Source organism: Shouchella shacheensis (assembly GCF_001484965.1).
Lineage (GTDB): Bacteria > Bacillota > Bacilli > Bacillales > Bacillaceae_D > Shouchella > Shouchella shacheensis.
Map to the genome: position 1 here is coordinate 52,636 of NZ_LLYY01000018.1, position 21,494 is coordinate 74,129.

Annotated in this window: 19 protein-coding genes; 17 read left to right on the top strand and 2 right to left on the bottom strand. The window is 47.7% G+C overall.

Annotated features, from left to right (window positions below; all coding sequences use genetic code 11):
* The first annotated feature begins 10 nt into the window (after window positions 1-10).
* From AVZ68_RS14255 to AVZ68_RS14275, 5 genes are all read left to right on the top strand, one after another.
* Window positions 11-268, top strand: coding sequence for a hypothetical protein (locus tag AVZ68_RS14255; protein ID WP_059105234.1), 258 nt, complete (start codon window positions 11-13; stop codon window positions 266-268).
* Entirely contained in the window at window positions 255-923 is a 669-nt protein-coding gene (locus AVZ68_RS14260) for an ATP-binding protein (protein ID WP_059105235.1), read from the top strand. The genes AVZ68_RS14255 and AVZ68_RS14260 overlap by 14 nt, the downstream gene beginning before the upstream one ends.
* 148 nt (window positions 924-1,071) lie before the next feature.
* The gene (gene rny, locus AVZ68_RS14265) at window positions 1,072-2,646 is read left to right on the top strand and encodes a ribonuclease Y (RefSeq protein WP_059105236.1); all 1,575 of its coding nucleotides are present in this window, start codon (window positions 1,072-1,074) and stop codon (window positions 2,644-2,646) included.
* Between the two features lie 233 nt (window positions 2,647-2,879).
* Window positions 2,880-3,677 (top strand): TIGR00282 family metallophosphoesterase, encoded by a 798-nt coding sequence (locus AVZ68_RS14270; protein ID WP_059105237.1) that lies wholly within the window; start codon window positions 2,880-2,882, stop codon window positions 3,675-3,677.
* Window positions 3,678-3,863: 186 nt separating this feature from the next.
* Window positions 3,864-4,124, top strand: coding sequence for a stage V sporulation protein S (locus AVZ68_RS14275; RefSeq protein ID WP_059105238.1), 261 nt, complete (start codon window positions 3,864-3,866; stop codon window positions 4,122-4,124).
* A 61-nt stretch (window positions 4,125-4,185) separates the two neighbouring features.
* On the opposite strand, the gene AVZ68_RS14280 is transcribed toward AVZ68_RS14275, so the two are convergent.
* A complete protein-coding gene (locus AVZ68_RS14280; protein ID WP_059105239.1) occupies window positions 4,186-4,995 on the bottom strand; it encodes a protein-glutamine gamma-glutamyltransferase in 810 nt (269 codons plus the stop codon).
* Between the two features lie 160 nt (window positions 4,996-5,155).
* On the opposite strand from AVZ68_RS14280, the gene miaB reads away from it, so the two are divergent.
* From miaB to hfq, 8 genes are all read left to right on the top strand, one after another.
* Entirely contained in the window at window positions 5,156-6,766 is a 1,611-nt protein-coding gene (gene miaB / locus AVZ68_RS14285) for a tRNA (N6-isopentenyl adenosine(37)-C2)-methylthiotransferase MiaB (RefSeq protein WP_059105240.1), read from the top strand.
* Entirely contained in the window at window positions 6,763-7,194 is a 432-nt protein-coding gene (locus AVZ68_RS14290; protein ID WP_082676633.1) for a YlbF/YmcA family competence regulator, read from the top strand. Before miaB ends, AVZ68_RS14290 begins: the two co-directional genes overlap by 4 nt.
* A gap of 364 nt (window positions 7,195-7,558) precedes the next feature.
* Entirely contained in the window at window positions 7,559-8,128 is a 570-nt protein-coding gene (locus tag AVZ68_RS14295) for an outer spore coat protein CotE (protein ID WP_059105241.1), read from the top strand.
* Window positions 8,129-8,392: 264 nt separating this feature from the next.
* On the top strand, window positions 8,393-11,008 hold the full coding sequence (gene mutS / locus AVZ68_RS14300) for a DNA mismatch repair protein MutS (RefSeq protein WP_059105242.1): 2,616 nt from the start codon (window positions 8,393-8,395) through the stop codon (window positions 11,006-11,008).
* A 14-nt stretch (window positions 11,009-11,022) separates the two neighbouring features.
* A complete protein-coding gene (gene mutL / locus AVZ68_RS14305) occupies window positions 11,023-12,924 on the top strand; it encodes a DNA mismatch repair endonuclease MutL (RefSeq protein WP_059105243.1) in 1,902 nt (633 codons plus the stop codon).
* Between the two features lie 15 nt (window positions 12,925-12,939).
* Complete coding sequence (locus AVZ68_RS14310; RefSeq protein WP_059105244.1) at window positions 12,940-13,728, top strand: class I SAM-dependent methyltransferase; 789 nt, start codon at window positions 12,940-12,942, stop codon at window positions 13,726-13,728.
* 1 nt (window position 13,729) lies between these two features.
* Window positions 13,730-14,695 carry a tRNA (adenosine(37)-N6)-dimethylallyltransferase MiaA gene (gene miaA / locus AVZ68_RS14315; RefSeq protein ID WP_059105245.1) on the top strand — a complete coding sequence of 322 codons (966 nt, stop codon included), beginning with the start codon at window positions 13,730-13,732 and terminating at the stop codon, window positions 14,693-14,695.
* A 13-nt stretch (window positions 14,696-14,708) separates the two neighbouring features.
* Window positions 14,709-14,942 (top strand): RNA chaperone Hfq, encoded by a 234-nt coding sequence (gene hfq / locus AVZ68_RS14320; protein ID WP_059105246.1) that lies wholly within the window; start codon window positions 14,709-14,711, stop codon window positions 14,940-14,942.
* A 95-nt stretch (window positions 14,943-15,037) separates the two neighbouring features.
* Here the strand turns inward: hfq and AVZ68_RS14325 are convergent, their stop codons facing one another.
* Window positions 15,038-16,033 carry a tyrosine-type recombinase/integrase gene (locus tag AVZ68_RS14325; protein WP_059105247.1) on the bottom strand — a complete coding sequence of 332 codons (996 nt, stop codon included), beginning with the start codon at window positions 16,031-16,033 and terminating at the stop codon, window positions 15,038-15,040.
* A gap of 149 nt (window positions 16,034-16,182) precedes the next feature.
* Between AVZ68_RS14325 and spoVK the strand changes: the two genes are divergently transcribed.
* From spoVK to AVZ68_RS14345, 4 genes are all read left to right on the top strand, one after another.
* Window positions 16,183-17,127: a stage V sporulation protein K gene (spoVK, locus tag AVZ68_RS14330; RefSeq protein ID WP_059105248.1), complete on the top strand. Its 945-nt coding sequence runs from the start codon at window positions 16,183-16,185 to the stop codon at window positions 17,125-17,127.
* Window positions 17,128-17,316: 189 nt separating this feature from the next.
* Window positions 17,317-18,378: an ABC transporter ATP-binding protein gene (locus tag AVZ68_RS14335; protein ID WP_059105249.1), complete on the top strand. Its 1,062-nt coding sequence runs from the start codon at window positions 17,317-17,319 to the stop codon at window positions 18,376-18,378.
* A 238-nt stretch (window positions 18,379-18,616) separates the two neighbouring features.
* Entirely contained in the window at window positions 18,617-19,702 is a 1,086-nt protein-coding gene (locus AVZ68_RS14340; protein WP_059105250.1) for an extracellular solute-binding protein, read from the top strand.
* Between the two features lie 40 nt (window positions 19,703-19,742).
* Entirely contained in the window at window positions 19,743-21,428 is a 1,686-nt protein-coding gene (locus AVZ68_RS14345) for an ABC transporter permease (RefSeq protein ID WP_059105251.1), read from the top strand.
* Window positions 21,429-21,494: the final 66 nt, after the last annotated feature.

Here is a 21,494-nt window from a genome sequence, read left to right on the forward strand (position 1 = left end):
GAGGAGAAAAATGAAACAAGTCGAGCAAGATCTTGAGAGAATGAAGCAGTCCCTTGATAAAGCACGGGATGTACGCTATCGAGCCGAGGCAAAGCTTGAAGAACTGGAAAATCAAAAAAAGCGATTGCTTGGCGAACTAGAAGAGCTGGGCGTCAAACCAGAGATGATTGATACAGAAATTGAGCAGCTTGAGTCCGAGATTGAGCGCTCGATGCAAGAGGCATGGTCGCTCATTCCGAAGGAGCTTCACGGTCATGAGCAGCAGTAGAGCCGAGGAGATGGCAGAGCTCGAAGTTGCTCTTCGTACTGCCCGCGACCAGTGGACACGCCTTGACGAAAAACGCAGATTGCTTAAGGAACGTTTTGACGCGGCCAATGCTGAGCTAGAAGCATACAGAGAAACAAGCGACACGTATGAAAAAGCGAGAGTGCTCTTGCAACAATCAGCAGAGTATGCAAGGCGTCAGGCTAAGCAGCAAATGGAGACACTGGTTACTAATGCGCTTCAGTATGTGTTCGGACCGCTGATTTCCTTTCAGATTGAGCTTGAAGAGCACGGGAGCAAGGCGGTTGCAGAAATGTACGTTGTTTCTGATTATGAGGGAACCCGCGTAAAAACAAAGCCTCAGGATGCACGGGGTGGAGGCGTTGTTGATATTGTCACACTTGCGCTCCGCGTTGCCTTAATGGAAACCGTTCAGCCTCGTGTTCAAGGCCCCCTTTTGCTTGATGAACCGGGGAAGCATGTCTCAGGCGAATATACCTATTACCTATATGAATTTCTTAAATCACTTTCGACAATGTTCGGTCGACAAATTCTCATGATTACACATAATACACATTTAACGGAATCGGGCGACAAAGCGTTTGCTGTCGACATTCGAGAAGGTGTAAGCGAACTCTTCGAACTTACTGACGCTTGACATCAATCCGGCCTCCCCGTACAATAAATAGATAGAGCGGTAATTTTACACGTTTTTATACCGCTACTTGTTTTTCCCAGTGAACAAATGAACTGTTTGAACGATTTATGATTTAACCCAACAATTGGATAGCAAGGGAGGTGAAACGATGGACTATCTTGTAAATCCCATTATCTTCATCTCTATTTTACTTGTTGTCTCTGCAATCAGTGCATTTGTTGGATATCTTGTTCGAAAATTCCTCGCTGAAGCGAAAGTGAAGAACGCAAGAACTGACGCGGTGCAAATTATTGAAGACGCAAAACGTGATGCTGAAGCTAGTAAGAAAGAAGCGGTTTTGGAAGCCAAGGACGAAGTCCACAAGCTTCGAAGTGAGGCAGAACGTGAAGTTCGAGAGCGAAGAAATGAGATTCAGAAACAAGAGCATCGTTTGGTCCAAAAAGAAGAGGTTCTCGACCGAAAAAGCGAAACTCTCGACAAAAAAGAAGAGTCGTTAGAGCAACGGGAGGAATCTCTCGCCAAAAAACAACGACAAGTTGAAGAGATGGAAAGTAAAATGGATGAACTTTTACTTGAGCAAAAGCATGAGCTAGAGCGAATTTCTGGCTTAACACGCGAAGAAGCGGGAACGGTGATTCGAGCGGAGGTTGAGCAGGAACTGGCACATGAGTCCGCGTTGTATGTGAAAGAACGCGTTGCCGAGGCAAAAGAAGAAGCGGATAAGCGCTCGAAAGAAATTTTAGCACTTGCAATACAGCGTTGTTCTGCGGATCACGTCGCAGAAACAACGGTTTCGGTTGTGACGTTGCCAAATGATGAAATGAAAGGGCGAATCATTGGACGAGAGGGACGAAATATTCGTGCCCTAGAGACGCTGACGGGAATTGACCTCATTATTGATGATACCCCAGAAGCTGTCATTCTTTCGGGATTTGATCCGATCCGGCGGGAAATCGCTCGTTCGGCTCTTGAAAAGCTCGTTCAAGACGGACGCATTCACCCAGCGCGAATTGAGGAAATGGTGGATAAATCTCGCCGTGAAGTGGATGAAGCGATTCGCGAATACGGAGAGCAGACAACCTTTGAGGTCGGTGTTCACGGCTTACATCCAGACTTAATCAAGATTCTCGGACGTTTGAAATTCCGTACAAGCTATGGGCAAAACGTGCTGAAGCATTCCATGGAAGTCGCTCATCTTACGGGTCTTATGGCAGCGGAACTCGGTGAAGATGTGAAGCTAGCCAAACGTGCAGGGCTCTTGCATGACATCGGCAAAGCTATTGACCACGAAGTAGAAGGAAGCCACGTTGAGATTGGTGTAGAGCTTGCGACGAAATACAAAGAACACTCGGTTGTATTGAACGCGATTGCCTCTCACCACGGGGATACAGAGGCAACGTCCATTATATCGACGCTCGTCGCTGCGGCGGATGCACTGTCGGCCGCCCGCCCGGGAGCGAGACGCGAGACACTGGAAACGTACATTCGCAGGTTAGAAAAGCTTGAGGAAATCTCCGAATCGTTTGATGGGGTTGAGAAAACCTTTGCCATTCAAGCAGGACGTGAGGTTCGCATCATGGTTCGGCCGGATGTTGTCGATGATACACTCGCGCATAAGCTAGCCCGTGATATTACAAAGAAAATCGAGTCAGAACTCGATTATCCAGGGCATATACGAGTCACCGTCATACGAGAAACACGAGCGGTCGAGTATGCAAAATAAAGTGGCGCAAGCCACTTTATTTTGTTTTGAGTAAATAGAAAGGTGGAGGCGGGTTGGTCAGAAGCGAGAATTTTGGAAGGCCTAACAAAAGAAATCCCGACCTTGGATTTCGTTGTTAGGGCTGAAAAATCTCGAGCTTTTACCCGTCGAAACTAGATCAAGAAAGGTGGAGGCGAGTTGGTCAGAAGCCTATAGCTACGGATGCATATTTTATAATAGAAAGAGGACTTCGTTTGAGATTACTTTTTATTGGAGATGTGGTGGGTGCGCCAGGTCGTCACATGATCGAGACGCACTTAAAGTCGCTGAAGCAGCGGTACAAACCTTCGCTTACAATTATTAACGGAGAGAATGCCGCTCATGGGAAAGGCATTACGAAAAAAATTTATAAAGGCTTTTTAGATGCAGGGGCGCAAATGGTGACACTTGGGAACCATGCCTGGGACAATCGAGACGTGTTCACGTTTATTGAGGAAGCCAAGTGGTTGGTTCGTCCCGCGAACTTCCCCGAAGGGACTCCTGGACACGGTTTCAATATTATGAAAGTGAATGAGTTAGAAATTGCAGTGGTAAATATTATCGGCCGCACCTTTATGTCGCAGGTGGATTGTCCCTTTCGCAAAATGGATCGAATCCTAGAAGTTGTGCAGAAACGGACACCATATATTTTTGTCGACTTTCATGCCGAAACAACGAGTGAGAAGCAGGCGATGGGCTGGTATTTGGACGGGCGTGTGACCGCCGTTGTTGGGACACATACACATGTGCAAACCGCCGATGAACGTATTCTCCCAAAAGGAACCGGCTATTTATCGGATGTCGGTATGACCGGCCCCTATGACGGGATCTTAGGGATGGAGCGAGAAGCTGTTTTGCATAAATTTCTCACAAGCCTTCCAGTCAGGTTTGAAGTAGCGAACGGACGGGAACAATTAAATGGAGTCGTCATTGATGTCGATCGTAAAACCGGCCGTGCCACAAGAATGGAGCGCATTCAGATATCGGATGAAACCCCATTCCTCGAAACGTAGGCTCCATCGCTCAACATTGCAGGAATATCCGTTACCGACTTGAAATACAATGGGATAAGGCGTTTGCCTAGTGGATGAGCCAAAAGTAGTGAGGCTCTCTTAATGAGTGTTTTAAACTCAAGAAGGGCTCTTCAGCTTTAATTCTAAGGTTTAGACGGCTTAACTCACTTCAGAGGAGGTATAGGAATGGAAGTATTAAAAGTTTCAGCAAAGTCTACACCAAATTCTGTCGCAGGAGCATTAGCAGGAGTGATACGAGAGCGCGGCGCAGCAGAAATTCAAGCCATTGGAGCAGGGGCGTTGAACCAGTCCATTAAAGCGGTTGCGATTGCGCGGGGGTTCGTTGCACCGAGTGGCATTGACCTTATCTGTATTCCTGCGTTTACCGATATTCAAATAGAGGGCGAAGAGCGCACGGCAATTAAGCTTATTATTGAACCCAGGTAATCAACGATACCATTAGACCCCCAAGCGTCAGTAGCAACGCTTGGGGGTCTTTGCTATGCCGTTAATAAAGGGAAAGACGGTTGTCAGTGTCTACACGGATCGCTCGAGATAAAGAAGAGACGGGCGTTTGACGGGAGAAGGTGCGGACAAAACGGAAATCTAGACGCGTGATTTGATTTTCCAAGTATGCGGAACGGTTCGAATAAGGCTTTCTTTTAAAGTTGAGTGTTTGAATGATTTGTTGACTGGAGGCAATGCCAATGCCATGGCCAAAGTACATATCATCATCTAGGATGATCGCATTTTCCCCTATCCAGGCAGGGTGGCGGCGGGCATCAACATCAGGGTTGTTAAAATAAACGCAGTCTCCAATGAGAAAATCATGGCCCTCATAGGTTTTTAAATGAAGATCAGAGTCGTGCTCCCACGAATATAGGTAGAGACCCTGAAAAAGTTGGTTAAAGGAAGCTGTATCAATGGAATCAAGAACGGCTTTGTAGAAGACAATGATGATGGCCGTTGCGCATTCAAACCCGTAAGCTCGGCCGTTTGAAAAAATATCATTAATCGCCATTGATGGAGAGACTCCGGGGTTAATATAGAACGCTCCGTTTGGTGCCCGTCTCCAAAAACGAGGGTTGCACCTGGATCTGGCAAAGGTTTCGAAACTAGCGCCGCTTCGAAGCAAAGCAACAGAAGCGCGCGTAACGTTGAGGCGAATGGATAGCTCATAGGTTAACTGCGCGTACGATTGATAGGAATAGAGCGTATTGGACCCGGCAATGTCATAGAGAATCTTCAGTTCTGCAGGGGAAAACTGTTCGTCAGAGATTTGCGAGACATTCAGCGGTTTTTGGTCAATTTCAATCATTTCTGCTCACCTACTTTCATTTTATCCTATGCTCAAACGTATGCCAATAAGCCGGAGAAAAACACCATTCTCTCGTTTCCTTGCCATTGTGTTCTTGCCGCGTGACAGATATAATATGATTGCAGCACTGGGTTAGGTTTGATGGAAGGGGTTTTAAAAAATGACAAAGGATAACCAAAACGAACGTCATCTGAATTCCGGAACGGACAAAAAATCCGCGCAAGGAACCAAGGACTATAGCAAGTATTTTGATTTCAGTGATGCACGTGTGATTTCTGAAGAAGAGGATAAACAAGTGATCAAGATAAAGGGTCGTGAAATTACGATTTACGATCAGCCAAACTATAAAGCGGGGCGAAAGCGTAAGCGTGAAGATGTGCAAGTCATTCGGCCGGACAATATGATTCCAGATGGACTTAAAGACCTGGGGAGAGGCAAAAAGTTTCTCATTCGCACCTATGGGTGCCAGATGAACGTCCACGATTCCGAGAATATGTCTGGGCTTTTGCTAGAAATGGGCTTTGAAGAGACAAGCATGACAGAAGAAGCTGATGTGATTCTTTTAAACACATGCGCCATTCGAGAGAATGCGGAGAATAAAGTATTCGGTGAAATCGGTCACTTAAAGCCGTTGAAGCTAGAAAAACCAGAGCTGATCATCGGCGTGTGTGGCTGCATGTCGCAGGAAGAGTCCGTCGTCAATCGCATTATGCAAAAACATCAGCACATCGACTTGATCTTTGGCACACACAACATTCACCGCTTGCCTCATCTTTTGCAAGACGCGATTTTTGGCAAAGAGATGGTGATTGAAGTATGGTCCAAGGAAGGCGACATCGTTGAGAACATGCCGCGGAAGCGTCAAAACAAAACACAGGCCTGGGTCAATATTATGTACGGCTGCGACAAATTTTGTACCTATTGTATTGTCCCGTATACACGCGGCAAAGAGCGGAGCCGTTTGCCAGAAGACATTATCGCTGAAGTGCGAGACCTTGCGCGTCTGGGCTACAAGGAAATTACTCTTCTTGGTCAAAACGTCAATGCGTACGGGAAAGATCTGCCGGGCGACTACGGTGGTTTAGGCGACTTAATGGATGCGATTCACAAAATCGACATCCCGCGTGTTCGCTTTACAACAAGCCACCCACGTGATTTTGACGATCACTTGATTGATGTTCTCGCCCAAGGCGGCAACTTGGTGGAGCATATTCATCTGCCAGTTCAGCACGGCAATAGCGACATCTTGAAATTGATGGGCCGTAAATACACGCGAGAGCAATACTTGGAGTTAGCCGGAAAAATTAAAAAAGCGATTCCGAACGCCTCGTTCACAACCGACTTAATTGTGGGCTTCCCGAACGAAACCGAGGAGCAATTTGAAGAGACGCTCTCACTTGTGGAAGACATTCAGTTTGACGCAGCGTACACGTACATTTATTCCCCTCGCGAAGGGACGCCGGCGGCTCGAATGGAAGACAATGTGCCGAAGGACGTGAAGAAAAAGCGACTCGCCCGTTTAAACGCACTTGTCAACGAAATTTCGAACCAGAGAAACCTCGACTACCAAGACAAAGTGGTCGAAGTTCTGGTAGAAGGCGAAAGCAAGAAGAATCGGGACGTACTTGCTGGACGTACGCGCACGAACCGGCTCGTGAATTTTGTGGGCCCGAAAGCAAGCATCGGGGAAATTGTCTACGTTTATATTAAGGAAGCGAAAACCTGGTCTCTAGACGGGGAGCTCGTGGAAGCGGAGGTACATTCGTTGTGAGTGAGCTTTATACAAAGCAGGACATACGCGCAAAAGCCAAGGAGCTAGCATCTATGCTAGCACAGACGGAAGAAGTCGATTTTTTCAAGCGTGCAGAAGAACAGATTAATGAACATTTGAGGGTGCAGGAAATCATCGCCGCGATTAAGCGAAACCAAAAAGAAGCTGTGAACTTAAAGCATTACGGCAAAACAGAGGCGCTCAAGCAAGTGGAAGCCAAAATTGACGAGCTACACGAGGAGATCGACGCGATCCCGCTCGTACAGGAATTTAAGCGGAGCCAAGTTGATGTCAACGAGCTCCTGCAAATGATTACAAATACGGTGTCCAAAACGGTCACCGATGAAATCATTCGCTCGATGGACGGCGACGTCATGAGAGGAACAACGAAAAAAAGCCCGTTTCAAAACAGCGGCGGGTGCTCGTAATAAGCGCAAAATAAGGTTCGTGAGAATTCAAGTTCTCACGAGCCTCTTTTTTATTTAGGTCAGCTCTTTCTCTAGTTCTAGTGCTAAGCGTACTTCTAGGCACCATTCCTATCAGTTGTTTTCAGATAGCGAGAAAGAAACAAAAGCCGTTGTTTGTAAGCATTCAGAAGGAAGTCCGATTTTTTGAAAGTCCAGCGGTCTAAAAGCAAAACGTCCTTCATACGCTGATAGAGAAATGTCTATGGTTTTAAAGAAATGTGTGGTGCACACTTGGAGACGAAGACGCATACGATGCACGAAGAACAACTAGGCGTTTGGCTATGCCCAGGGAAATAGTCAATTCGTGAAAATGGAGGTTAACAAGATGGCTGAAGCAAATCAAACGAATTACCGTGAAATCATTACGAAAGCTGTCTGCGGCAAAGGGCGCAAGTTTTCAGAAGCGACCCATCACATCCGACCGTCGGAGCCACCGTCGAGTATACTTGGATGCTGGATTATCAATCATACCTATGAGTCTAAAAAGCGTGGCGATACGGTGGAGGTCAGCGGGACGTATGACATTAACGTTTGGTTCTCGTTTGTTAATAACACCAAGACGGACGTTGCGACGCAAACCGTTTCCTATACGGACATTGTTCCCCTTACGATGAGAGATGAGCATGTCATTTCCAAGGACCTCGATGTTCTTGCCAGAGCGGTTCAACAGCCAAACACGCTTGAAGCAACCATTGCCGAAAACGGTCGGCATGTGGATGTGCAAGTAGAGCGGGAGTTTATTGTTGAATGTATTGGAGAAACCAAATTAGCTGTAGCCGTCAACCCAGACGGACTCATCGATGAGTATCCGGTTGATGAATTAGACGAAGAAGTTGACGATGAAGAGTACGAACAAATTGATCCTCACTTCATGCATGAGGAAATGGAGAATTAAAGAAAAGCACCGGTTGACGCGTGGCGTTGGTCGGTGTTTGTTTTGTTCACTTCCAAAGTTCGCGCTTCTGGACGACCCGCCTTCGCCTTCCCGTGATCTAGCTCCGGTGACTAGTGGCTCGAGGTTTCTTCACGATTTCAACGAAATCCAACTACGGGATTTCTTTTGAGATCGCTCCAGAACTTGTCGCCTCTGAGCAAGCCACTTCCGCCTTTCTATGCTATAATAACAAGATGAGATTTTGGAGGAGTTACGGGGGATCGTATGACACAGCAAACGCCGATGATGAAGCAATATCTGGAGATTAAGGCGCAGTATGAGGATGCGTTTTTGTTTTTTCGCCTTGGTGATTTTTACGAGATGTTCAACGACGATGCATTGAAAGCCGCACAGGAGCTAGAGATCACGTTGACAGGCAGAGGACAGGGCGAGGATCGAATTCCGATGTGCGGGGTCCCGCATCATTCCGCTGAGGCCTATATAACACGGCTGATCGAAAAAGGCTATAAAATCGCAATTTGTGAGCAGGTGGAGGACCCGCGAGAAGCGAAGGGCGTAGTGAGGCGAGAGGTGACGAAGCTTTTAACACCAGGCACACTGATGAACGGGAAGCTGCTTGCAGAAAAGGAAAACAACTACATTGCGGCCCTGCTTGACGGTGGCGCAGGTACATATGGCATTGCCCGGTGCGATTTATCAACCGGGGAGGGGGCGGTCACACTTATCGATGGTGACTTTGCCGATGCGTATCAAGAGCTTTTAACAACGAGGGCCAAAGAAGTGATTGTCTCGGATACCATGACGCCTGAACAGCTTGAGAAACTCGAGGCAGACACGCTGTTTGTGGTCTCCTATCAGGAGAGGGCCAAACTTGGGGAGCGTTATGTTTCCCTTGTGGAAGGATTGGCACAGGAAGTGCTGCAAGAAACGTACGGGCTGCTCCTTAACTACTTGCTTAAAACACAGAAGCAGTCGCTTCACCATTTGCAGCCAGTGCACTATTATTCGGCGGATTCTTTCCTTAAAATGGATCCGCACACCCGTCGCAATTTGGAGTTAACAGAGACGTTGCGAGAGAAGAAAAAGCAAGGTTCGCTACTTTCTGTGATTGATGAATCAGTCACAGCAATGGGTGGACGTCTGCTTAGGCAGTGGCTCGAACGTCCACTCGTCGATAGAGAGCAAATTGAAGTGCGACAACATGTGCTTTCTTCCTTTCTACATGCTTATTTCGAACGAGAGGCGCTTCGTGATTCTCTTAAAAACGTCTATGACATTGAGCGACTCGCGGCTAGAATCGCTTACGGGAGCGTCAATGCACGCGAACTTGTACAGCTGAAGCGATCGCTTGAATGTTTACCGGAAATTAAGCAGTCGCTGGAAGAGGTTGATCCTTCTCTGGCCGAGCGCTGGCTCGATCAGGAGCATCTCTTCCAAGAGCTTATTGATTTGCTTGAGGCGAGCCTCGTGGAGGACCCACCGATTTCCGTGACGGAAGGTGGGATGATTCGCCCCGGCTTCAGCGAAGAACTGGATACGTACCGAGATGCCAGCCGGAATGGAAAACAGTGGATTGCTGAACTCGAACAAAAAGAACGAGAAGAGACAGGCATCCGCACGTTAAAAGTTGGCTACAACCGTGTGTTTGGCTACTATATTGAAGTGACGAGGGCGAACACGCATCTGCTGGAAGAAGGGCGCTATCAGCGGAAGCAAACGCTCACCAATGCTGAGCGTTTCATCACTCCTGAATTAAAGGAAAAAGAGTCATTAATCCTTGAAGCGGATGAAAAAATGGTGGATCTTGAATACGCGCTCTTTGTCGATGTCCGCAAAGAAGTGGAAACGTATGTCGAGCAGTTGCAGGCACTTGCGGCATCCCTTAGTGAAATGGACGTTCTGGCAGGCTTCGCCGCAGTCAGTGAGCGACAGCACTATGTAAAACCTGAGATTACAGATGCACGTCAAGTTGTGATCCAAGGCGGTCGGCACCCAGTGGTGGAAACGGTCATCAAACGCGGAAGTTATGTTAACAATGATTTAAACATGGCTGAAGAGCGAGATATGCTCTTGATTACGGGGCCAAATATGGGTGGGAAAAGTACCTACATGCGCCAGCTGGCGTTAACGGTCGTCATGGCACAAATCGGCTGTTTCGTTCCGGCGGATGAGGCGACGCTGCCGATTTTTGATCAGATTTTCACGCGCATCGGCGCGGCCGATGATTTAGCGAGTGGGCAAAGTACGTTCATGGTTGAAATGCTTGAGACGAAATACGCTCTCACGAAAGCTACGCCGCATAGTTTGATCATTTTGGATGAAATCGGACGGGGAACGTCCACGTATGACGGAATGGCCCTCGCACAGGCCATCATCGAATACATTGATGCCTCCATCGGGGCAAAAACCCTGTTTTCAACGCACTATCATGAACTGACTGCACTGGCCGATTTGTTAGCTGGACTTCACAATGTTCATGTCTCCGCCGCTGAAGAAGAGGGTAGAGTGGTTTTCTTGCATAAAGTCATTGACGGGGCCGCTGACCGAAGCTATGGCGTCTATGTAGCCGAACTTGCCGGTCTTCCTCATGAAGTAACTGCTCGTGCTGAAGAATTGCTCGGAACGCTGGAGTCGACAAACAACGAGCTTGCGGCATCGCAGGAAGAGTCGGTACCTAGTGTGAGAGAGAAAAAGACGGAGCCAGATACGCAGCTAACGCTATTTCAGCTGGACGAACCCGAAAAAAAAGAACCCAAGCGAAGCAAAAGCGGAGAGCGGGTACTGCAAAAGCTGGAGGATGTCGATGTCATGCACACTTCTCCATTTCAGGCACTTGAACTGCTTTCTGCTTGGCAGAAAGACCTTCGAAAGAAGCGTTAAAGGAGTGTTCACTTATGGCGAAAATTCACAAGCTGGATGATGCGCTGTCCAACAAGATTGCAGCGGGGGAAGTTGTGGAGCGACCCGCTTCGATTGTGAAAGAGCTTGTTGAAAATGCCTTAGACGCTGGCAGCAGTACGATTCTCGTAGAAATGGAGGAAGGCGGGCTACGCTCGATCCGGGTTGTGGATAATGGCTCAGGCATTGAAACTGAAGATGTGGAGACGGCTTTTTTGCGGCACGCGACATCGAAAATTCGTCTCGACCGTGACCTGTTTAAAATAAAAACACTCGGCTTTCGCGGGGAAGCCCTTCCAAGTATCGCCTCTGTCTCCCGCGTGGAGTTTCAAACAAGTACGGGGGAAGGAGCTGGGGTCAAGCTCCTCTTGCAGGGAGGCGAACTACTGGAGCGAACGCCTGCCGAGGCGCGAAGAGGTACATCCATTACAGTGACGGATCTTTTTTACAATACGCCGGCGCGCCTAAAGTATTTAAAAACCGTACTGACCGAATCAGGGCATGTCAGTGACGTCATGAACCGGCAAGCACTCGCGCACCCGGACGTCGCCTTTCATTACGTCCATGACGGCAAGACGGTGCTAAAAACCTCTGGGAACGGAGACCTACGACAGGTAATTGCCGAGATTTACGGGCGTCAGGTGGCAAGCGCGATGCAAAAGGTGGAAGGGGAATCCCTTGATTATTCCGTAACGGGTTACGTAGCGAAGCCGGAGGTAACGCGGGCGAATCGTCAGTATATGTCCATTTTTATTAACGGACGCTACATTCGCAACTATATGCTTGCCAATGCGATTCAAAAAGGCTTCCACACGCTGTTGCCGATCGGGCGCTTTCCCATTGCTGTCCTGTTGATTGAGATGGACCCGGCCTTGATCGACGTGAACGTTCATCCAGCCAAGCTAGAGGTGCGCCTTAGTAAGGAGGATGCGCTTAGTGAGCTTGTCATATCAGCGATCAAAGAGACATTTGCCAAGATGACCCTTATTCCTGAAGCAGCGGCTCCTAAGCCAAAGACAACGCAGTCCGAGCAGATGAGCCTTTCGTTTGAGGAAAAGCCAGCCGTTCAAAAAAACGAGCGTCCCTCTCCAATGACACATGATCTAACAAGGGAGAGCCAGCCACCTCTGCAGTCTTCTGCGACCGAATCGCCTCCAAAAAAAGAGGTTCCTGCGCCAGAGGAGCCACAGGAACAAGCAGAGAACCAGGACGTAGGCGTTGAGTCGGTGTCTGAAGAGGAACTTGTCCACCTAGAACCCATAGCGACGGTTGACAAAGAAGACGAGAAGAAAGAGACTACCACGGTTCGTTCGGCAATGGTTCCTACGCTTTATCCGGTTGGCCAAATGCATGGCACTTACATTATTGCACAAAACGAAAACGGCATGTATTTGGTCGATCAGCATGCAGCACAGGAACGGATAAAGTATGAGTTTTATCGTGAGAAGGTGACGGAGGTAGAACCGCAGACACAGATGATGCTGGTTCCATTGACGATTGAGCTGACCGCAAGGGAATCAGCGATCATCATAGAACATCAAGCAAAACTCGAAGCGGTGGGGGTCTTCTTGGAACCGTTCGGAAAACATACTTACATGGTTCGCTCTCATCCGGTCTGGTTTCCCAAAGGGGAAGAGGAAGAAACGATTCGCGAGATGGTGGGACAGCTCATCACAACGAAGACTATTTCCCTTGCGCAGCTACGTGAGGCAGCGGCCATTCTAATGAGCTGCAAGGCCGCCATCAAAGCCAATCGTCACTTGCGTCATGATGAAGTTTTTTCATTGCTCGAAACGCTTAGGCATTGCGAGGAGCCGTTCACCTGCCCTCACGGAAGACCCGTCATTATCCATTTTTCAACATATGAGCTGGAGAAAATGTTTAAGCGCGTCATGTAAAAAGGAGGAGCTTCGTTGATCGTAACCACCGCCAGAAAACAGGCGCACAGGCTGGAGAGTGAAGCGAAAAAGGTCGCCGAACAGCTCCAAGCCACATTTTGCCCAAGAGGCAACCAATCGATTGCAGAATTAAAGCAGACCGCTGCTTCAGACGTATTCATCGTTGGCAAGGGAAGGCTGTCCCTCTATCCGAAAGAGGGAGCTCCCCCTTTTTTCTACCATCCGAATTCGGCGAACCTGCGGTATAAGCAGTGGCGACATAGCGGACGTGATCCGCTTATTGATGCTTCAGAGCTAAAAGCAGACGACCGTTTTCTGGACTGTACGCTTGGCATGGGCGCAGATGCGACGGTGGCCAAGCTTGCGGTCGGGGAAAAAGGGCTTGTCGTTGGCTGTGAGGCAGATCCTCGTATTGCCCTCATTACCGGGCAAGGTCTTCGCTCCTGGGCGGATGCCGATGCCCGGCTGCTTGAGGCGATGCCCGGTGTTCACGTCGTGCACTCAACGTACCTTGCCTATTTGAAAGACGCAGTCACAGATAGTTTTGACGTTGTCTACTTTGATCCAATGTTTGAAACGGCGCTTACGAATTCGTGTGGCATTCAGGGACTGCGCTCGTTTGCTTCTTTTGATGCTCTTTGTGAAGAGGCGGTCAACGAAGCACGCCGCGTCGCCTCTCGTTTCGTTGTTCTTAAAGATCACTATTTGAGTTCTCGGTTCGAGCACTTCGGATTCGATGTGCACAAAAGACAGCACGCCGCCTTTCACTACGGAGTGATCAAGACGAATACCCTGGAGGGATGAAATGAAGCGCGAACAGCTCATTGCCCTTGTTGGCCCAACGGCCGTAGGAAAAACAGAGATAGGGATCCGTCTAGCAAGAGAGCTTGACGGAGAGGTCGTTAGTGGGGATTCCATGCAGATTTATAAAGGGATGGACATTGGCACTGCTAAAGTCATGGCAGAGGAAATGAATGGGGTCCCTCATCATATGATTGACATAAAAGAGCCTGAGGAGCCATTTACAGTGGCCGATTTTCAACAGGCGGCAACGAGTGCGATTGCTCGCATTCATGAGCAAGGGAAACTTCCAATCTTGGTTGGCGGGACGGGGTTATACGTCCAAGCTGTGACTCATGAATTTGATTTTGCTGAATCGGAGTCGGATGAAACTTTTCGGGCTGAGATGGAGGCGTTTGTAAGCGAATATGGCGAGAAAGCTCTTCACCAGGAGCTGGCGCTAAGCGACCCGGCGGCAGGAGAAGCCATTCATGCGAATAATGTTCGCCGAGTCATCCGGGCACTTGAAGTCATGCACGTGAGCGGGAAGCGTTTTTCTGAACAGGAATCGACTCAGCCCTTGCCACGCTATGATGTAACGATGATTGGACTGACGATGGAGCGAGGTCGTCTGTATGAGCGAATTAATAGACGTGTAGACTTGATGATGGAGGCAGGACTGGAAAAAGAGGTGCGGTGCTTGTTTGAAAATGATGTGGGCGGGCAAGCAATTCAAGCCATTGGCTATAAAGAGCTCTACGCCCATTTCCGCGGCGAATGCTCACTGGATGAAGCGGTGGATCGGTTGAAGCAGAACTCTCGGCGTTACGCCAAACGCCAGCTGACCTGGTTCAGGAATCGAACGAACACGACATGGTTTGATGTAGGAGAGTCCGATAGGCAAACAGTTTTTCAGAAAATCCTCGAATTTGTGCAGGAAATGACCGGAAACGAGACGAATATAGAGAAGGAAGAGAAAGGTAGAGATTAGGAGGAACAGGTGCATGAAATCAACCATTAACATTCAAGATCATTTTTTGAATCAACTACGTAAGGACTCTATCCCCGTGACGATTTTCCTCACGAATGGCTTTCAGCTTCGGGGTCAGATAAAGGGTTTTGACAACTTTACGGTCGTCGTTGAAACAGACGGGAGGCAGCAGCTTGTCTATAAGCACGCTATTTCAACCTTTGCCCCACAAAAAAACGTACAGTTGAAAAGTGAAAACGAGGTTTAAGGTAAAGACACGGCGCCCCGGGCGCCGTGTCTTTCTTCTATAAAAATTTGAAGTCAAACGATTTTCATTTTTCGCGACAAACTTTCATCACCATTTTAACACTTAGTACTTGAAAGTGCCTCTCTCTGTTGGTTTGTTAGTTCATTCAGCGTAAGCAAGTAGCGATTCATCGATAGAGAACTGGAGAGACCAGCCTCCTGCTGGACACTTGCGGACTTCGAGCCCTGAAGCAAACGCTTGAGAATAAAGCGGTTACGGAAGTGCTGGGCCGAAATACCTTTGCGAAGCCCGGTTCGTTCGACCTCGGTTCGAATCATTTTCTGAAGCGCGATCTCGGTTAATTGTTTCGGTGCCTCGTCCTCATAAGACCAGTGGTAGGTTCGTCTTGTGAAATCAAAGGCGATAAGAAAAGGGTCCTTGGTATGTAGCCTTGGGCGTACGGCCTCCGGAATCATCGCCCAGTACTCGTAGGCTTTCCTTTGATCTTCCTCAATTAACGCTAAGGTTCGCTGCCTACCGTCACTTCCGTGAATGGCCACGGTTCGCTGAGCGAAGTTCACCCCGTCCATTGTTAGTTCCACTATTTCTTTTAAGGCGAGCCCATACGAAAGCAGCAATGTAAAAATCCATGTGTTTCGCGTTGTTAAATGAGGGCGCGCCCGCAGCTGATTCTCGCTCAAGCCCTGCTCAGAAGCGGCCATCGCAAGGAGTTTATGGCTTTCTTTGTCTGTCGCCCATTCGTTTTCGGCTAGAGGGAGGACATCAAGCATAGGCGGCTTGTAAATCAAAAGTGGATGACGCGTAAGCATGCCTCTCTCCAGCATGAATGAGGCGAAGCGTCTCAGTGCAGAAGCGATACGACGAATTGTCCGTACTTTGTACACGCGTTCTTCCATAAGATAATAGAAAAACGCTTCTATATCTGCTTGGTCCATGTTGGAAAACACAGAGAGCGAGGCTTCCTTTTTTTCGTCTGCCAACCAATTGCAAAAATCAAGAATGTCGTAGCGGTATCGTTTAATGGTTGAAGGCTGCCTTCCCACTTGGTATAGATGGGTCAGATACTCGTCGAGTATTTCTGTCAGAAACAAAATCCATCACCTCATTTGTGAAAATTGTATCAAAAGAAACCAAAAGCGTCACGCAAAGCCTGGGCGTTTGTCACGTCTTAGAGTTAATTGCGTACGATACATTATACTTACATCACTCTCGTCGATTGGATAAGGGGAGGGATCACACCATGACGAATCCGCTTGATGTAAAAAGCAGTGGGCGTATCAACGTCGTTTTAAATAAGGCGCAGGTCAAACGAGCGAGCACGGATTGGTTCGTCTCAGAAGAAGAGCAGAAAAAACACGAGATACTCGCACGTTTTGAAAAAAAGCTTTCCGCCTATGTAGGTCTAGAAGACATCAAGGATCTGGTTAAAGAATTGTATGCTTGGATTTATGTGAATGAGAGACGGAAGGAACAGGGCTTAAAGTGTTCCAAACAAGTGCTCCACATGATTTTTAAAGGCAATCCTGGCACTGGAAAAACGACCGTGGCCCGATTGATCGCTTCTTTTTTGCATGAAATGAATGTCCTTTCCAAAGGACATTTTCTAGAGGTGGAAAGGGCTGATCTTGTTGGTGAATACATCGGGCATACGGCGCAAAAGACGCGCGATATGTTGAAGCAGGCGAACGGAGGCGTGCTTTTCATTGATGAAGCCTATTCCTTATCTCGAGGCGGGGAAAAGGATTTTGGAAAGGAAGCCATTGACACACTTGTAAAAGGGATGGAAGACCATTCCACCGAGGTGGTGGTCATCATTGCAGGTTACTCGAAGGAAATGGATTATTTTCTTTCGCTAAATCCTGGCCTGCCTTCACGCTTTCCCATCTCCATTAGCTTTCCTAACTACTCGACCAACGAACTAATGGGCATGCTTGTGAACATGGTAAAAGAGCGAGAGTACGTGCTATCAAACGAGTGCTATTTGGAAGTCAAGGATCACATTCAAACGGTCCGCAATGAGCAGGCGGCCACGTTCAGCAATGGCCGCTACATGCGTAATCTCATAGAGGAAGCGATTCGCCTGCAAGCGGTGCGCGTCATGCGGCAGGGGAATTACTCAAAAGAATCGTTAGAGCTTTTGCGCAGCGAGGATTTTTCGTTTCAGTCTTCAAGGATAAAATCATAGACACAAGGAAGAGGAGCCAGGGGTGGCTTCTCTTTTTTAAATAGAGCTAGACTCCGCTCGAAATACAGGAATACAATTGACGGAAATCAAGCCGCATGCTATAGTCGTTTATAGTGAAAATCATTCTCAACTATTTTTAATGATTCTAATTAAGGACTATACATCAATGTATCTTGGAGGGTGGTCAAGATGGGCTTTATTCAACTAATGAATATAACAAAGAGGTTTTCGGGCTCAAGAAAGCCTGCCGTAGATTCCTTGCAGCTGACGATTCAAAAAGGAGAAATCGTTACTCTCCTTGGCCCCAGTGGTTGTGGGAAGACAACCACCCTTCGGATGATCGCAGGATTTGAACATCCTTCAATGGGGGCTATCGGTATTGGTGGTACTCAGGTTTTTAGCGAAGCTCATTCAGTTCCTCCTGAGAAAAGGGGAATTGGTATGGTCTTTCAGGATTATGCCCTTTTCCCTCATCTGTCGATTATGAAAAATGTGATGTTCGGGTTAAACAAGTGGTCCACACGAGAGAAAAAAGCGAGAGCGAGAGAGGTGCTAGAACTCGTAGGATTAGAGGACTACGCAAACAGATACCCCGCCGAATTGTCAGGTGGCCAGCAACAACGTATAGCCTTAGCGAGAGCATTGGCTCCACGGCCGCATGTGGTACTACTGGATGAACCTTTCAGCAATTTGGATGCAGGCCTTCGGGAAAAGATGCGCTTTGATATCACCAATATTTTACGAAAAGCGAACACAACCGCTATCATGGTGACACACGACCAAAAGGACGCTTTTGCTGTCTCGGACCGCGTTGTGGTCATGAGTGAAGGCGTCATCCAACAGGTCGCAGCTCCAAAGGAAATGTATCGCTGTCCAAAGAATTGCTTTGTCGCACAATTTGTTGGGAAAACCAACTTGTTAACAGGAAAGATGGATGGGGACATGAAACATATCCATACCCATATCGGAAAAGTTACACTCCCAACGGCCTGTCAAGAACATTTGGACACAGTGAAACTCTCTATTCGTCCAGAAGGGTGCCTTCTATCTGATGAAGGCGCCTATTGTGGGCAAGTGGAAAGAGTGATATACGGAGGAGAATACCAAGAACTTTATGTCCGCCTTCACAATAAACAAGAGCAAATTTCAGAGAAGCCAATGGTCATGTATGCGTCGGTTGAGCAGGAGGTTGAAGTAGGGAAGATGGTTTCCTTTGACATTAAACCTGAACTAGTTGCCCTAGTGGAGTGATGAGGAACGTCAGCAACTATCTCGACGAGTTATCGGGGTAGTTGTTTTATTTTGCAAAATTGAAGCGCTCTCAGCGTTGCAAGCATGTAAGTGGGCAGAGTCCAATAGATCAGAACTTGTCCCTCTTTTTTTAAAAAAAGAAGTTGACTACTTCTTTAGGTAATAGTATAGTAAGGACGAGCTCAACTGATAATGATTATCATTTTAAGTTGTGTTACATACTTGGGGAGGGTTTGCGATGAAGAGAACAATGATGGTGTTTTTTCCGTTAATGATAGGGCTTCTTGCAGCTTGCGGGAATAATGAAGAGAACACGGCAGGAGATAATGGAGAGGAAAATAACTCCAATCAAGATGCAGAAGCAGCACTTGAGGGGGAACTTGTTGTATACTCGTCACGTAATGAAGCCTTTGTTCAGACTTTATTGGACAAGTTCACAGAGGAAACAGGGGTGGAAGTTCGGCCTCTGCATGGCGCAGATCCACTGCAAATTCAAGAGGAAGCTGGCAATGTACAGGCCGATGTATTTATTTCCAATGATCTGGGTGCACTGGAATATTTAAACGGGGAAGGCTTGCTCGAAGGTTTTGATCCGGAAAATGTCGACTCCATTGATGAACAATATCGCGCTGAGAATAATGAGTGGGTGGCGGTCTCTGCAAGAGCACGAGGGTTCATTTATAATAAAGACATGATTTCGGAAGATGAAATGCCAACAAAAATGGAAGACTTACTGGATGCGGAGTGGGCAGATGTTGAGAACGGTTATGCGATCACCCGCGGAGGGAACGGAGGGATGATTGGTAACGTTTCGGCTCTTCGTCATGAATGGGGAGACGAGAGAACGTCGGAATGGGTCGAAGCTATTCAAGAGAATGCGGCCGGTATTTTTGAAGGCCATGGAGATATTCGACGAGCTGTAGGGGCAGGAGAACATGCCTTTGGATTAGTGAACAATTATTACTATCATCAGCAGTTGGAAGAGCCTAATGACAATAATGTTGGTTTTGTCTATACAGATCAAGAAGAAGATGAGATGGGCGCAATTGCGAATGCGGCAGGACTTGGATTGGTGGCGGACGCCCCGAACAAAGAAAACGCGCAAGCCTTTATTGAATGGGTTCTTGAGGAAGAAAATCAACTTGCCTTTGTAGGGGAATCTTTAGAAGTGCCGATCAATACAGAGTTAGAGCCGCCATACGAGGAAGCAATAAGGTTTAGTGATTTGCATGTTCAGGACATGCCGCTCCGGGCGTTAGGCGATTATTTTGAAGACACAAGAGCATTGATTGAACAATCTGGGCTAGACCTTGAGCTAAGATAAATACCTCTAGGATAACCTTAGTGCAACAGGAGCGGGCGTAATGACGAAACAAAGGAAGAACAAATCCGATAACAACAACTATACGCAAAGAAAGGTTGGGGAAAGGACTTCTCCAGCCCTTCTCCGTTTGAGTAGAAAGAAGTGGCTTGACAGTTGGAATGGGAATCCCCCGGGTCCTGTTCTGCTTATTATCGGCATTATCGTCGCCCTTGTCATGTCGATCCCGATCATCTATGTGATCTGGAGGTCCATGTTTGCTGGTGCGGATAGCTGGGCACGCCTTTTAGGAGAACGAATTCCGCAATTGCTGTGGAACACTCTGTCCTTAACGGCTGCGGTGACTCTATTTGCTGTGCTAATCGGGGTTTCTTTAGCTTGGATTGTTGTGCGCACCGACTTACCGGGGCGCAAAGTGTGGCACTGGCTTATGGCCATCCCTCTTGTCATTCCCCCTTATGTAGGAGCAGTCACCTATATTATTATTTTTGGCCCTAGCGGTTGGGTAAGAGACGTTTGGAACGGTTCGGCATGGCTGGGAACGATTGTAGGAGAGTATCCTCTAGATATCTATTCTTTCTGGGGCGTTTTCTTCGTTATGACGATGTTTACGTACCCGTACGTTTTTCTAATCGCGAGTGCCTCCTTGAAAAAAATGAACCGAAATTTTGAAGAGGTCGCTCGCTCCCAAGGGATGACGACGTCGCAAATTTTTTGGAAAGTGAATCTCCCTTTCTTGAGGCCAGCCATTGGAGCTGGCGCTATCCTCATTTCCTTGTATGTGCTATCAGATTTCGGAGCCATAGCCATGCTACGTTATGTAACCTTCACAGCTGCTATTTATTATCAGCGTACGGGCTTTGATATTCCATCAGCGACAGTGCTAAGTCTCGTGCTTATTCTATTAACGGCGATCATCCTGTGGATTGAGTCTCGGACGAGAAAGAAAAATAAGTTCTATCAAACGGCGAACACCTATCGAGAACCAGAAGTATTGAAGCTGGGGAAATGGAAACCAGTTGCTACACTCTATGTGGTGTTTATTTTTTTTCTCGCAGTAGTGATGCCGGTCGCTGTGTTGATCTATTGGACCGTCATAGGGGCAGGAACAGGGGTTATTGACAAGCGTTTCTTCGGTTTTGCCTGGAATAGCATCAAGGTTTCTGGATTAGCGGCCCTCCTATGTATGGCGCTTGCAACACCCATTGTTTATTTGAAGTCGCGACACCCATCCATGATTACATCCACCATTGACAAACTAAGTTATGCAGGCTATGCGTTACCTGGTGTTATTGTCGCATTAGGGCTGGTCTTTATTTTTAATAACCATATCCCAGTTCTCTATAATACATTTTACATGATAGCGATTGCGTTTGTCGTCCGGTTTTTGCCACAGGCGATGCAGGCAGGTGATGCCTCCTTGAGTCTTGTTTCCCCTAGAGTCGATGAAGCGGCAAGAAGTTTAGGCCATCCTGCATGGAAAGTAATGGTAAAGGTGATTCTGCCATCGATCGCACCAGGGGTACTGGCTGGCGGAGCACTCGTATTCGTCAGTTCAATTAAAGAGTTGCCAGCCACTCTGATGCTTCGTCCGCCAGGCTTTGACACGCTTGCGGTTCGTGTATACTATGAAGCCTCAGAAGCTATTTATCACCAAGCAGCGCCTGGAGCGTTATTAATTGTCTTAGTGTCAGTTATTCCTTTGCATTACATGCTGCGGAAATATTAAAGGGTCTAGACCTCGTTTCCAAATCGGCCGAGGGCGTGGTATGCTAAAATGGAGAAACTGGACATT

Bases quoted from the DNA above. Each gene is read 5' to 3' on its own strand.
- AVZ68_RS14255 (WP_059105234.1), top strand. From the start codon at position 11: ATGAAACAAGTCGAGCAAGATCTTGAGAGAATGAAGCAGTCCCTTGAT.
- AVZ68_RS14260 (WP_059105235.1), top strand. From the start codon at position 255: ATGAGCAGCAGTAGAGCCGAGGAGATGGCAGAGCTCGAAGTTGCTCTT.
- rny (WP_059105236.1), top strand. From the start codon at position 1,072: ATGGACTATCTTGTAAATCCCATTATCTTCATCTCTATTTTACTTGTT.
- AVZ68_RS14275 (WP_059105238.1), top strand. From the start codon at position 3,864: ATGGAAGTATTAAAAGTTTCAGCAAAGTCTACACCAAATTCTGTCGCA.
- AVZ68_RS14280 (WP_059105239.1), bottom strand. From the start codon at position 4,995: ATGATTGAAATTGACCAAAAACCGCTGAATGTCTCGCAAATCTCTGAC.
- miaB (WP_059105240.1), top strand. From the start codon at position 5,156: ATGACAAAGGATAACCAAAACGAACGTCATCTGAATTCCGGAACGGAC.
- AVZ68_RS14295 (WP_059105241.1), top strand. From the start codon at position 7,559: ATGGCTGAAGCAAATCAAACGAATTACCGTGAAATCATTACGAAAGCT.
- mutS (WP_059105242.1), top strand. From the start codon at position 8,393: ATGACACAGCAAACGCCGATGATGAAGCAATATCTGGAGATTAAGGCG.
- mutL (WP_059105243.1), top strand. From the start codon at position 11,023: ATGGCGAAAATTCACAAGCTGGATGATGCGCTGTCCAACAAGATTGCA.
- miaA (WP_059105245.1), top strand. From the start codon at position 13,730: ATGAAGCGCGAACAGCTCATTGCCCTTGTTGGCCCAACGGCCGTAGGA.
- hfq (WP_059105246.1), top strand. From the start codon at position 14,709: ATGAAATCAACCATTAACATTCAAGATCATTTTTTGAATCAACTACGT.
- spoVK (WP_059105248.1), top strand. From the start codon at position 16,183: ATGACGAATCCGCTTGATGTAAAAAGCAGTGGGCGTATCAACGTCGTT.
- AVZ68_RS14335 (WP_059105249.1), top strand. From the start codon at position 17,317: ATGGGCTTTATTCAACTAATGAATATAACAAAGAGGTTTTCGGGCTCA.
- AVZ68_RS14340 (WP_059105250.1), top strand. From the start codon at position 18,617: ATGAAGAGAACAATGATGGTGTTTTTTCCGTTAATGATAGGGCTTCTT.
- AVZ68_RS14345 (WP_059105251.1), top strand. From the start codon at position 19,743: ATGACGAAACAAAGGAAGAACAAATCCGATAACAACAACTATACGCAA.